At 40.2% G+C, this 13,903-nt stretch carries 12 protein-coding genes; 11 read left to right on the forward strand and 1 reads right to left on the reverse strand.

The genetic code is table 11. The features are described 5' to 3' along the window. Window positions 1-9 precede the first annotated feature (9 nt). From ureE to UP17_RS03355, 6 genes are all read left to right on the forward strand, one after another. Window positions 10-468, forward strand: coding sequence for an urease accessory protein UreE (gene ureE, locus UP17_RS03330; protein WP_061461645.1), 459 nt, complete (start codon window positions 10-12; stop codon window positions 466-468). Beyond that, window positions 458-1,144 carry an urease accessory protein UreF gene (locus UP17_RS03335; protein WP_061461646.1) on the forward strand — a complete coding sequence of 229 codons (687 nt, stop codon included), beginning with the start codon at window positions 458-460 and terminating at the stop codon, window positions 1,142-1,144. Before ureE ends, UP17_RS03335 begins: the two co-directional genes overlap by 11 nt. Before the next feature lie 20 nt (window positions 1,145-1,164). Next, on the forward strand, window positions 1,165-1,776 hold the full coding sequence (ureG, locus tag UP17_RS03340) for an urease accessory protein UreG (RefSeq protein ID WP_061461647.1): 612 nt from the start codon (window positions 1,165-1,167) through the stop codon (window positions 1,774-1,776). After that, a complete protein-coding gene (locus tag UP17_RS03345; RefSeq protein WP_061461648.1) occupies window positions 1,776-2,600 on the forward strand; it encodes an urease accessory protein UreD in 825 nt (274 codons plus the stop codon). The genes ureG and UP17_RS03345 overlap by 1 nt, the downstream gene beginning before the upstream one ends. Before the next feature lie 122 nt (window positions 2,601-2,722). Beyond that, entirely contained in the window at window positions 2,723-3,436 is a 714-nt protein-coding gene (locus UP17_RS03350; RefSeq protein ID WP_061461649.1) for a HoxN/HupN/NixA family nickel/cobalt transporter, read from the forward strand. A 78-nt stretch (window positions 3,437-3,514) separates the two neighbouring features. Next, entirely contained in the window at window positions 3,515-4,126 is a 612-nt protein-coding gene (locus tag UP17_RS03355) for a PadR family transcriptional regulator (RefSeq protein WP_061461650.1), read from the forward strand. 377 nt (window positions 4,127-4,503) lie between these two features. Here the strand turns inward: UP17_RS03355 and UP17_RS03360 are convergent, their stop codons facing one another. Next, entirely contained in the window at window positions 4,504-7,008 is a 2,505-nt protein-coding gene (locus tag UP17_RS03360) for an NEW3 domain-containing protein (protein WP_061461651.1), read from the reverse strand. A gap of 262 nt (window positions 7,009-7,270) precedes the next feature. On the opposite strand from UP17_RS03360, the gene UP17_RS03365 reads away from it, so the two are divergent. From UP17_RS03365 to argH, 5 genes are read left to right on the forward strand one after another with little or no spacing between them, the layout of a single operon-like run. After that, a complete protein-coding gene (locus UP17_RS03365) occupies window positions 7,271-8,494 on the forward strand; it encodes an ROK family transcriptional regulator (protein ID WP_061461652.1) in 1,224 nt (407 codons plus the stop codon). A 2-nt stretch (window positions 8,495-8,496) separates the two neighbouring features. Next, window positions 8,497-9,588, forward strand: coding sequence for an extracellular solute-binding protein (locus tag UP17_RS03370; protein ID WP_061461653.1), 1,092 nt, complete (start codon window positions 8,497-8,499; stop codon window positions 9,586-9,588). A 14-nt stretch (window positions 9,589-9,602) separates the two neighbouring features. Then, window positions 9,603-10,715, forward strand: a complete 1,113-nt coding sequence (locus UP17_RS03375; RefSeq protein WP_061461654.1) for an ABC transporter ATP-binding protein — start codon at window positions 9,603-9,605, stop codon at window positions 10,713-10,715. Then, window positions 10,712-12,400: an ABC transporter permease gene (locus tag UP17_RS03380; protein ID WP_061461655.1), complete on the forward strand. Its 1,689-nt coding sequence runs from the start codon at window positions 10,712-10,714 to the stop codon at window positions 12,398-12,400. Before UP17_RS03375 ends, UP17_RS03380 begins: the two co-directional genes overlap by 4 nt. A 15-nt stretch (window positions 12,401-12,415) precedes the next feature. Beyond that, window positions 12,416-13,900, forward strand: a complete 1,485-nt coding sequence (gene argH / locus UP17_RS03385; RefSeq protein ID WP_061461656.1) for an argininosuccinate lyase — start codon at window positions 12,416-12,418, stop codon at window positions 13,898-13,900. Window positions 13,901-13,903: the final 3 nt, after the last annotated feature.

The following is a 13,903-nucleotide window of genomic DNA, read 5'->3' on the forward strand; positions in this document are numbered from 1 at the left end:
GTGAAAATATTGATCATTGAAAAAATTGTTACAAATATCGACGCAATGGACAGAGAAGAAATTGCGAAACGCCATATGGAAAAGGTGTACCTGGAAAGTGCTAATTTAGTGAAACGGATTCAAAGAGTGACCACCGACCACGGCCGCGAAATTGGCATTCGCTTAAAAGAACTGCGTGACCTTAAGGCGGGCGATGTTTTATATATGGATGATAAAAATATGATTGTCGTAGATGTCCTTTCCGATGATCTATTAGTCATTAGCCCGCGAAGTTTAAATGAAATGGGAACGATTGCCCATCAATTGGGGAATCGTCACCTTCCAGCTCAATTTGAAGAGAATAATATGCTCGTTCAGTATGATTATCTTGTTGAAGAATTGCTTCAAGAGCTTCAAATTCCTTTTACACGTGAAGATCGGAAAGTAAAACAGGCTTTTCGCCATATTGGACATAGCCATGAATCCTAATATTCTTTCTTTATTCCAACTATGTGATTCGAATTTTCCAACTGGTGCTTTTAGTCATTCATATGGTCTAGAGACATATATTCAAGAAGATCAAGTGTATGATCAAGCATCGTTTTCCAAGTGGCTTCACGTATATTTAAATGAACAGCTTGTCTATTCAGATGGGCTGGCAACCCGTCTTGTCTATGATGCCTTGGAAAATGAGGATGTACAAACGGTGTGGAAGGTCGATCGAATGCTGACGGTTCAAAATTTGCCGCGTGAAACAAGAGAAGGCACCAAAAGAATGGGAGAACGCATGGTAAACCTTGTGGGATCTTTATATGAGTTTCCTGTTCACTCGCAATATCAAAAACGGATTAAGGAGAAGCACTCCTTTGGACATCCAGCTATTGCTTTTACGATGATAGGGCACCATCTTGGTGTTCCGAGATCAACTACCACCCTCTATTATTTGTATTCTACTATTTCAAGTCTTGTTCAAAATGCCGTTCGTGCGATTCCGTTAGGACAAACCGCGGGACAGAAGACGATTCATGAGTTTCAAAGTGCTTTAATAGAGGCGACAGAAAAAATTCAAACTTTGGATAAAGAGGATTTTGGAATCATTTCACCAGGTTTAGAGTTATCTCAAATGAAACATGAGCGTGTGAACATTCGTATTTTCATGTCTTAATATAGAAGGAGTGTTTTTATATGGAACCGATTAAAATTGGAGTAGGCGGACCTGTTGGAGCCGGAAAAACGATGTTGGTTGAAAGGCTAACCCGTCATTTAGAAGGTGAAATCAGCATGGCCGTTGTGACGAATGATATTTATACAAAAGAAGATGCCAAATTTTTAATGCAAAATGGAGTCCTACCGGCAGACCGTATTATTGGGGTTGAAACAGGCGGATGTCCACATACAGCTATTCGTGAAGACGCCTCCATGAATTTTGCCGCTATAGATGAATTAAAAGAGAAGCATCCGGACGTAGAGCTCATTTTTGTGGAAAGTGGAGGCGATAATCTTGCGGCGACTTTCAGCCCAGAGCTTGTGGATTTCTCCATCTATATTATTGATGTAGCTCAAGGCGAAAAAATTCCGCGTAAAGGTGGCCAAGGGATGATTAAATCAGATTTATTCATCATTAATAAAACGGATTTAGCTCCTTTCGTTGGCGCAAGCCTCGAAGTGATGGAGTCTGATACGAAGGTTTTTCGCGGAAATAAACCGTTTGTTTTCACCAATTTAAAAGATAACACGGGGCTTGATCAGGTCATTAACTGGCTTATGAAGAATGCATTATTAAAAGGATTGGAATAATGGAAGACTGGACTGGAGTTTTGTGTCTAGATGTCGAAGATAGGAATGGAAAGACTGTAGCGAAAAATGTATATTTTCAGGGCGCATTGAAAGTGATGCGTCCGGTTTATCATGACGACTCTGGACAAGCTTGTTATTATATATTGAACCCCGGTGGAGGCTATTTAGACGGAGATCGCTATAAAATACAAATTACGCTCGAGAAGCAAGCGAGACTAACCTTAACGACACAATCCGCAACAAAGGTTTATAAGACACCTAACACTCATGCCTACCAGGAAACAGAGATCATTCTACAGTCTGGATGTTATCTCGAATATATTCCGGATCCGCTTATTATGTATCAGGACGCGCGCTATAAACAAAAAAATGTCATTCGCATGGAGAAAGGGGCGACTTTCCTTTATTCCGACATTTTAACCCCGGGGTGGTCTCCGGATGGAGATCGTTTCAGTTATAATCGGCTTCAATTCATCAATGAAATTTATATGGACGATGAACTTGTGGCATATGATCATATTCAATTGAATCCTGCTGCCCAAAATATAGAGAAGATTGGATTCATGGAAGGGTTTTCGCATTTAGGTTCCATGCTTGTGGTTGGCGAACAAACAAGCCCTGACCTCCTTGATCGGCTATATCAGGCTATTAATGGGAATACAGATCGATATAAAATTGGACTATCTTTATTATCTGTACCAGGATTTACGGTTCGTATATTAGCCAACTCGACACAAGAAATAGAGAAAATCTTTACTGAGTGTCACCGAATTATTAGTCAAGAGTGGTTTATTACAAAACCGTGTTTTCTAAGAAAGTATTAATACTTAGAACCCGGCAATCAAAAGGTTGCCGGGCTTTTATCCGGGTTAATCAGGCTGTAAAAAACCGCCACTTATGGAAGTTTCACTTTATAAGGGACAAAAAGTTTGAAGGAGAAATATTTATGGATGTTACATTGTTTTCAGTTTTAACGATAGGTTTTGTTTTGGGAATCAGGCATGCAATTGAGCCTGATCATGTGATTGCAGTATCAACAATTGCAAGTCAAAGCAAAAAGTTATGGCACGCTTCTCTAGCAGGGGTATTTTGGGGGATAGGTCATACGATAACATTATTTATAGTTGGTATTATTCTTATTCTTATGAAGGGTGAAATACCAGGGAAATGGTCTATGTCTCTAGAATTTTTAGTAGGAATCATGCTTGTCTATCTTGGTGTTACAACGATCCTTTCTTTCAAAAGTATCCATGTACATACGCATGGACATGATGGAGATGAACATAAACATGTCCATACCCATGAACATGGTGGTAAACATGAGCATAAACACAAACATAAACATGTTTCATATTTGAAATCGATGTCTATTGGTCTAGTCCATGGTCTTGCAGGAAGTGGCACTATGGTTATATTGACGATGAGTACAGTAAAGAGTGTTTGGGAAGCGGCTATTTATATCCTTTTATTTGGAGTAGGAACGGTCATTGGTATGCTTTTTTTCACTACGATTATTGGTATCCCTTTTGTGTTAAGTATGAAACGTGTTAAAATTAGTAGAACACTTGTATTCACAATGGGCACAATTAGCATGGTTTTTGGAATATATTATATGTATAATTTAGGGGTTAATGAAGGATTATTTAACCTTTGGTTTTAAGTCAGTAAGGAATGTTGAATCGAAGCGGCTAACATACACACTATTATTGAATGCTATATATAAATGAAGGGGGATTAGATGAATACTCTTGGATATGCGATACTTAGTTCGCTTGGTAGAAATCCATGTTCCGGCTATCAATTAGTTGGATATTTAGAGGTATTATGGCCTGCGAAGCATAGTCAAATATATCCTCTGTTAGCTAAAATGGAGAAGAATGGGCTTTTGGAATTTGAACATATTGAACAAACGGGTAAACCTGATAAGAAAATATATTCACTCACAGAAAAAGGAAGAGAAACTCTGGAAAAATGGGTCACTGAATCGCCTTCTGATCCGATCATTCGAGATGAATTTCTTATTAAGATGTATTCGATTTGGTTATCGAATGAAGAAAATGCGAAAAAATTAATTCAGGACCGAATTGCTAAATTAGAACAAACCGTGGCTTTACGAGATGAAAATATAGCCAGAATTGAACAAACACATGGGAAGAATGGGTTAGAAATGACATCTAAACATTTTGGTGGTTATATTCTTTTTAATAGAAGGAGTATGTTAGATGAAGAAGAAATTTCATGGTGTAAGTGGGTTCTGAATTTGATTGAAAAAGCAAGATTAAACAATTTATTGTTAGGAATCATTGTAGGAAAACTTAATATAATCATTCAAGACAAGATATTGATTTAATGACTATAATCAAAAATTCCAGCTTTGTTTCGGTGCCTGTGCATCCCAATCATCCCAAAAGCTTAATTATTGAATCTGATACCAAAAAAAGGAGGGCTGTTTAAAAGCACAGCCCTCCTTTTGATGTTGTTGGGAAATTTCCCTACAATCAAAGCGAAAGGTTCCCTCTAATGAATATTTAAGAGGAGAGGTTTTCGTTGAAGATTAAGTATTTATTTGAAGATGCACCTCAAAATTTGGAGTCTTTAATCACCGCTGACAAAACAGCCTCTTTTAATCGTAGGCAGGTAAATCGGAAATCTAGTAAAGCTTCAATTTGGCAAACATCAGAAAAAAGAAACCTATGCAGTCAAAACTTGCATAGGTTTCTTCCCTATTTACTGCCCATAACTAATCAGGTTCGTCATGATTCGATATCCGCCTGGAACCTGACCTTGAATTTGCCTGTATAGGACAAGGTTCGTGTAAAGGTAGGTGCCTTTACCGTATTTTGCCATAAGGATTCCGCCATCAAATGGTGCTTCATTCGGATCAGCCATGGAAATGAACGTTTCAAATCGATTATCCCATTTCATTGGGAAGTACAATCCTCTTTCTTGATCCCAATTATTCCAGTCGTCCGATGTTATTTTATTTGGATAGTTAAAAAGCGCTGATTTTGGTTTCAACACGTTTACCGCGGCATTTTCATCTGTTACCCTCCAGCGAATGGAAGGATTCCCGAGGGTAAGTGGATATGGGGCAGTCTTCAGGGCATCCCATCCATCACCAGGTTTATGGTATTGAACGACGAGATGACCGCCATTTTCCACATATTCAAGTAAGCGAGCGTTATTTGCCTTCAAATCTTCCCTGGATAGATAGGCACGTATGCCTGTAACGATCGTGTCGTATTGGCTCAAATCACCTTCTGCTAAATCAGCTGCGGTTAACTTTGTAATGTTAAGGCCTGCATTGCTTAAGTAATCTGCTACTTTATCAAATCCACTTTCAATGTAACCCACTTTTAATGAAGCCGGCATTAAAAGCTCAAATGCAACAGTGTTGGTGGCTGCTGGGTATTGGTAATAGAATGTTCCGATATGGTCATAGGAAATTTCCTGGATGGTTGAATCAAAGGTTTTGCCATTGACAGTGGCAACTGCCTTAACCTGATATTCCCCATTTTGAATTGCCTTCGGTGGTGTGAGGGTGAACTTCACTTGTTTTTCTTCTGATTTTTCATTAAGTGATACGGTGGCTTTTTTAGGGAGAATTCCCCAATTTTCAGGGATTTTCAAAGCGACCTTTGCTGATGTCTTTCCCTCTGTATAATTTTTCAAGGTTACGGTCACTGGTATTTCTTCTTTTACATCTACTGTATTTACCACGATATCTTCAGGAGATAGGGTAAGGCCAACGTCAGGAAGGACAGCTATCGTTCCATCCAATTCTTCCTTTATGGCAGTTTTGGTGCTGCCGTATTTATAAGAAATATTGGTTGTAATTGTTGATTCATCATAAGCATGGTAATAAGCTGCATCTTCTGGGACTTTAACCTGGTAGGTTATTTTTGCTGATTCATTTGGTTTTAGATTGATTTCTTTAGATTTTGTTTTAGCCGTCCATCCTTTAGGCACGTTCAATGCAGCCGCGACTTTTTTCAATGCTTGTTTCCCGTTATTCTTCAAGGTTACGGTTACGTTCGTATTTTGGCCTTTCGTAAGAATCATTGAAGCAGCTTTAGCTTGAACATCCAGTCCTGAGGAGACATAACTGACGTTTTGCAATTGCTCATCTTTTAATGAGAGCTTATGAATCAAGTCGTTCTTCGTGGCAGGACTTAGCTTAGCTTTTTTGATTTGCGCAATAATTGAACGAACATTGGAGAGCGCTGTTTGGGATGTTGAAAAAACACGTTTATCATTTGGATAAGCCGTAATAACGGCATCCAAATTTCGTTGTAAGTATTTAAATTCACCCTTTAATTTTGAAGCTGAGTGAGGGAGTTTTTCAGCCCATTCTGTAAAATTATAAGGTACACCTGCAAAAAGGTCCGACTGTTTTTTTGTATCAACGGCACTTTGTTTCAAATCCAGATGGATCTGTCGAGGTGCTGCAGGAATATCAGAACCCATGCCTTGGCTTTTATGAAGATAGCGGGATTGTTCCCCAAGCTGCGGGTAAGTCACACCATATATTGGATCATATTTTCCGATTTCAATCGAAGTGGTTGCTTGATCTGCGGAGGAAACAGGTAAATATAACTTTTTCACTTGCCATACAGATAGACCCTGTTTCAATTGTTGTGGAAAAACAGTTGGATCAGCGGCATCCTTAAAGGCACGTTCACTTAAGATTGTCATTGTTCGATGATGTCCATGCTGGGTATCATCATTTTGGAAGGAAGGCATCAATATATCAGGCTGATACGTTCGAATAAAGCGGATAAGCCGTTCATACGTGAGTTTCTCACCCCACTTTTCTAATGTTTCCCCTGGTGTTTTAGAGAAGCCGAAATCATAAATGGGATCAGAGGTTGTTTCACTTAGATGATACGCCTTCACCCCAGTGATTTTTGCAGCTTCTATCATTTCCCTTGAACGGATGATTCCAAGAGCATTGTCCAGTTCATCCCCAATTTCATTTTGTCCCCCTTCACCCCGATTTGCAATCAGGCTGGATGTCTTCACACCTAATCCTCTCGATAGATAAGCGAGAAAGTCACTTCGCTCATCATCTGGATGGGCTCCGCTGTTTAAGAATGTCACGGTCGTCTCGAGTGGCTTGACTGCATTCCATAACTCAACGTTGGCTTTCTCCGTTTTTGCAGCGCTGCCCCCGAGCGGCAATGATGCAAGAACGAACCAAAGAGAAAGCAAAGATACCAGAGCTTTTTTCATTTTTCATTTAACCTCCTTCAACTAAAATACCTAAACTCTTGTGAAGAAATTAATGTAGGTTAGTAATATTTTCTAACCAACCAGGCGAAAAAACATATCTAATAAATATCATTGATGGTTATAAATGTAAATAATGCGAAGTAACTATTAAAATAAGAATATTTAAAAGAGTCAAAAAAAACTTGTGTGCTAAATTCCTTTGAGTTATATTTTTACTTAATTAGGAAAAATTACTAACTAAATGATGTAAGGCCGTGATGTGATGAGTTTTAAAAAAACACCCAGTCATCAAAAATATGCAAATAAAAAAAGGATCATTCAATGCATTCAACAATGTTCACCCATTTCAAGAGCGGAAATCGCCGTTAAGCTTCAGTTGAGTAAACCGACTGTTTCTCTGGCTGTGGATGAACTTATACAGGAGAAATGGGTATTTGAGAAAGGGATTGGAGAGTCCTCTTCTCAAGGTGGGAGAAGGCCTATCCAGCTCTTTTTCAATGAGGAGGCTGCCTATATCATTGGGACTGATATTGGCGGGACGAAAGTGAAAATCGTTTTATGTGATTTAAGTGGAAAAATCCTTGCTGAAACTAGTTTTTCAACAAAAAATTATTTGCAATCAGGTCTTCTTAAACAAATGGCGATTGAAACGGAACGGTTAATTGCAAAGAATCAGATTGTGAAAAACAGGATATTAGGGATGGGGGTTGGGATTCCTGGTATAACGCAAACGGCAAGCGGATTAGTCATAGAGGCACCGAGTTTAGGATGGATTCAATATCCGTTTATAGCGGAAGCGAAACGGTATTTTGATTTCCCTATTTTTCTCGACAATGATGTAAACGCGGCGGCACTCGGTGAACAGTGGCTGGGTAATGCACAAAATAAGCGGAATTTGTTGTTCATTGCGGTTGGAACCGGTATAGGAAGCGGGATTATCTTGAATAACCAGTTATACAGAGGGGCTTCCAGTGCAGCTGGGGAGATGGGTTATATGGTGACGGACAAAGAGGATATGAAGCGTGAATTCAAGCCGATTTTCCATAGATACGGTTATCTGGAAAGTGTCGCAGGAGGAAAATCGATTGGCGGTCATTTTACCAGAGCTGTTCTCAAAGATCCTCAGCATTCTTTATTTGAACGGGCCAAGTCATCCGAACTGACAGGGGAAGATGCCTTTTTGTCCGCGAAAAAAGGGGACACGACAGCCATGGCCGTCATTAATGAAGCAATCGAACATTTAGCCTGCGGAATTGTCAATGCGGCTAGTTTGCTAAATCCAGATGTGATCATATTAGGAGGTGGTGTATTAAATTCTTCTGAATACATTTTACCTAGAATTCGTGAGATCGTTGATCGATATCTTCCAAGTTTAGTAGAAATGAAAATTTCACAACTGGGAGAAAACGCAGGAGTATTAGGAGCGGTTTCCCTATTCTTAAGGGAACATGATAGCATTTTGAATTTTCATGATGAGGGGGATTAATAATGAAAAAGAGGAAAAAGTCGCTTGTTTCAGTACTGACTTTATCGGCAGCAATATTGATTTCAGGATGTAACGGTACTGATACGAAAACGAATTCGGATGCTGGCGGTGCCAAGGGAGAAAAAGGTGAGTTGGAAGATAAAATCGTCGTTTATTCACCGCATGGCAAAGATATTTTATCAACATTCGAAAAGCAGTTCGAAGGTAAATATGGCATTGATGTTGAGTGGCTTGATATGGGGTCTCAGGAAATCCTTGACCGTGTTCGCTCAGAAAAAAATAATCCGCAGGCAGACGTTTGGTGGGGAGCACCTTCCACAAACTTCAATCAAGCAAAGGATGAGGGGCTGCTAGCTGCTTATAAGCCTACCTATTCCGATAGTCTCGAGTCAGGATTCCGCGATCCGGAATGGTATTGGACGGGAACGAGCCAGACACCGGAAGTCATCATGTACAACAGCAAAGAAATATCCAAAGCCGAAGTGCCGAAAGATTGGGATGAGCTGCTTGATCCGAAGTGGAAAGATGAAATCATCATCCGCTATCCGCTAGCCTCCGGGACGATGAGGACAATTTTTTCTGCGATGATCTATCGTACGTATAAGGATACAAATGATCCACAAGAAGGATATGACTGGTTAAAGAAGCTCGACCAAAATACAAAGGAATATTCAGCCAACCCGGAAATGATGTATAACAAGGTGGCAAAAGGAGAGGGCACGCTTTCCGTTTGGGCAATGCCGGATGTTGTCATGCTGAAAGAAAATAAAAATTATCCGTTTGAGTTCGTCATTCCTGAAAGCGGAACGCCAGTATTGACAGAAGGAATTGCCATCGTTGAAGGTGCCAAACATCCCAAAGCGGCTGAAGCGTTTTATGAGTTTGTGAATTCACCAGAAGCCGCAAAGATTTTGGCGGAAGACTTTTACAGGATTCCGACCAGAAGTGATGTGAAGGATTTACCTGAATGGATCACGGATACAGAAATTAAAGCGATGGATATTGATTGGAATGCATTCCAAGAAAAAGGTGACGAGTGGATGAAATATTGGGACGAAAATATAAAAAGTGGGGATAAAGAAATTAAAGAATAAGGAAGTGTCGTTGGATGGCGTCAATAAAAATAGAGAATGTCCAAAAAGCCTTCGGGAAAACGATAGCTGTTGATCATTTAAATCTGGAAATCAAAGAAGGCGAGTTTTTTACCTTTCTTGGCCCAAGTGGCTGCGGTAAAACGACAACGCTTCGGATGATTGCCGGTTTTTATTATCCTACAAAAGGCGTCGTCCGATTCGGCAACAAAGATATGACGCGTGTACCTCCGGAGAAAAGGAATACAGGCATGGTATTTCAAAACTATGCCCTCTTTCCCCACATGACTGTATTTGAAAATGTTGCATTTGGTTTGCGCGTGAGAAAAGTTTCTTCAAGCGATTTAAAGGGGAAAGTGCTGGATGCACTTCGCAAAGTCAGACTGGAGAGCTACTCGAGTCGTCAAGTGAGCCAGTTAAGCGGAGGACAGCAGCAGCGTGTTGCCCTTGCCAGGGCCCTGGTTATTGAACCGGAAATATTGCTGCTGGATGAACCATTAAGTAATCTGGATGCCAAGCTTCGTGATGAAATGAGGGGAGAAATCTTAAGGCTGCAGCGTGATTATAAGATTACCACCATTTATGTCACACATGATCAAGCTGAGGCATTGTCCATGAGTGATCGGATTGCTGTGTTCAATTTTGGTGTATGCCACCAGGTCGGGACGCCGGCAGAAATTTATAATCGGCCGGCCAATGATTTCGTGGCGAGTTTCATAGGTGAGATTAATCTATTGCCCGTTCAAGTCGAAAAAGTTCAACAAGATAATATAGTGGTAACCCTAAAAAACAGTGAACAACCGATTAAATTCAATGTACAAAATCAAGTTAGTGAAGGAATTTCTATTCTGCAGACTGATTATGACCTTGCTGTTTCGATTCGTCCTGAAGCAATCAGGATTCTGGATGTGGCCGAAGAGGGAATGAATATCTTTAAAGGTAAAATCAATTCCGTCCAATTCTTTGGATCTGTAGTAAATGTAATGGTGGATGTTCAAAACGTGTTATTAAGGGTGGATGTATTTAATACTCATGAATTTGGTTACTTTTATCAAGGGAAGGAAGTATATGTCCAACTTCCTGGGAAACAGCTGCGCCTTATCCCTGTCATAAGCGGTGAAGTTCCATGATTAAAAATCGTGATACTAGACTAACGATTTGGCTCCTAATACCAGTTGTATTAGTGCTCGTGGCTTATGTTCTCTATCCATCGTCGAGAACATTTATAGAAAGTTTGCAAAAAGACGGATCGATATCCCTGGGGAATTATCAGGACTTCTTCGTACAGGAATCAAAAACGAACCTAGAGGCTCTATGGAATTCCGTTTATATATCCATATTGAGTGTATTGGTCAGTGCCTTGATTGGCATTCCGCTCGCATTCATTTTTAACCGTTACGATTTTCCAGGCAGAAGCTTCTTTTCATCAGCAGCGATTTTGCCGATTGTTCTTCCATCATTGGTGGGGGTTATGGCCTTTATGTTTTTATATGGAGAATCGGGATTAATTCCAAATGCTATCAAGGATATGTTCGGTCTCGATAAAGTTCCATTTAAAATTGGCGGGGTATCAGGAATCCTGATCGTTCATGCCTATACGATGTATGTCTATTTTTATATGACCGTATCCGCTGCAATCAATAAAATTGATCCCTCCCTGGAAGAAGCTGCATATAACTTAGGCGCAAATAAATTCAAGGTTTTTTGGAAGGTGACATTTCCATTATTGACACCTGCCATCGTTGCCGCTTCTTTACTTGTTTTCATGATATCAATGGCTTCTTTCAGTGCCCCGTTTCTATTGGCTGGCGGGTACAGGGTGTTGAGCCTGCAAATTTATTTTTCGAAAATCAATGGTGATATGGAAATTGCTGCCACTCAATCCGTCATTCTATCCATTGTTTCAATTTCATTTCTATTATTCATGCGTTGGTATCAGAATAGGAAAGATTACCGCATGGCTTCGAAAGGGATTGGGGCACACAGGAGTGAAGTGAAAAATCCATTTATGAAGTGGGTGATGGTCGTAACGGGTATCATCGGCGTACTTATTCTGCTTTTACCGCACTTTACGATTCTATTGCTTTCGCTTGTGCCGGATGGAACCTGGACGTTTCAAACGTACCCGACAGTATTTAATGCGGAAAATTACCGACTTTTGTTTGAAGACCCCAATATCTTTAAACCGTTACGAAATAGTTTACTGATGGCTGTTATTGCCACACTAGCAAATTTGGTGTTTGGGGTCATCGCGTCCTATGTTCTTGTTAAACGGAAATTCGTCGGGAAAAGCTTTATTGATATCCTAGTCATGATTCCGTGGGCCTTGCCTGCAACGGTTATTGGGATGAACTTGATATTCGCATTTAATGAACCTAGCGTTTTTTCTTTCGGTCAAATATTAGTAGGAACATTTTGGATTTTGCCCCTTGCCTATTTCATCAGACATATTCCCCTTGTTGTTCGTTCAACTAACGCCGTTCTGGAACAGCTTGATGACTCAATTGAGGAAGCGGCAAGAAACTTGGGGGCAAAGTGGTTTTATACCTTCAGAAAGGTCATTTTACCGATTATTTTGCCTGGTGTTTTATCAGGGACATTATTAGCCTTTATAGAGTCTGTAGGAGAATTCCCAACCTCAGTCCTGTTGTACACGATTTCAAACAGACCCATATCTATTGAAATCATGAATCAGCTTCGGATGTTCAATATGGGGCAGGCAGCTGCCTATGGGATGATTCAAATCACGCTGATAGTTATCGTTCTTTTTATTTCGAACAAGTTTTTTGGAATAAAAGCGGAAAAAGCTTTATAAATCGGAGGTTCAAAGATGAGTAAGCTTGAAGAATTTATCAAAAATGAAGGCAGTGTTTTTCCCGGGAAAACATATGCGGAAGAGCTTCTAATGCCTGTTTTTAATGATCAAAGAGATTACTTATTTCATGTTATGTTCGATATTCATCGGGCACATGTCATCATGCTTTCGGAACAAAAGATCATTAAAGAAGAAGAAGCGAAAACCATGCTGGAGGGGATTCGGAAAGTGGCTCAAACTGATCTCACTCTCCTGACATATCAACCTCAATTCGAAGACTTATTTTTCATGATGGAGGCAAAGATTGGCGAGGAAATCGGTCACGAGCTCGCAGGAAAGATTCATATCGGCCGCAGCCGTAATGATATGGGAGTTGCGATGTATCGGCTTGTTATAAGAGGTCATCTTCTCCAATTGATCGGCTATGCAAACCAATTGAGGGAGGCATTCTTGGTGCAGGCAGAAAAACATATAGAAACCTATATTACTGGTTACACGCATACCCAACCGGCTCAGCCGACTACATTAGGCCATTACTTTTTAGCCATTTATGACGTTCTTCAAAGGGATATTGGACGGTTATGGGCAGCCTATGAAACGGTGAACCAATCCCCCCTCGGCGCGGCTGCGTTAACAACTACTGGTTTTCCAATCAACCGTAACCGTACCGCTGAACTGCTTGGGTTTGAGGCGGTTGTTGAAAATTCCTATGACTCGATAGGCGGGGCTGATTATTTATTGGAAACCGCAACTGCCATTATGACGTGCATGGTTAATACTGGGAGGTGGATTCAAGATTTCTTGCAGCATGTGACAAGGGAGTTTGGTACATTTCATGTGGCAGATCCTTATGTTCAAGTTAGCAGCATCATGCCGCAAAAAAGAAACCCAGTATCAATTGAACATTCCCGTTCGATTGCAAGCAGTGCGTATGGTGATGCACTTGCTGCAATGAATATGATCCACAACACACCATTTGGTGATATCGTCGATACGGAAGATGATTTACAGCCGCATTTATATCGGGCTTTTTCGAATGCAGGCCGTGTCATGAAACTAATGTATGCAGTCATATCAACATTGAAAGTAAATGAAGAACATACAAAAAAAATGGCCGCAAAATCCAGTATAACGGTTACTGAATTAGCTGATACCCTATCAAGAGATTACGAGATATCATTTAGAAAAGCCCATTCCATAGCAAGTACAATTGCAAAACGGTCGATAAGTGAAGGGAAAGAGCTATATGATTGGGACACCCAAGAAATCAACAAGATCATCAATGAATTCGTTGCAGTGAATTTAACTGAAGACGAATGGAAAAAAATCATCTCTCCTGAATACTTTGTGGAAATTAGAAGCATTCAAGGCGGGCCCAGCCCGAAAGAGGTTTCGAGGATGATTGTAAATAGAAAACAAAAACTGGAACAAGCGTTGCAGGAGTATAAGGAAATGGTTAAAACATTGAATGATGGAAGGAAGGCTTTAGTGGATTACTAAGTT

This window comes from Peribacillus simplex (genome assembly GCF_001578185.1).
GTDB lineage: Bacteria > Bacillota > Bacilli > Bacillales > DSM-1321 > Peribacillus > Peribacillus simplex_A.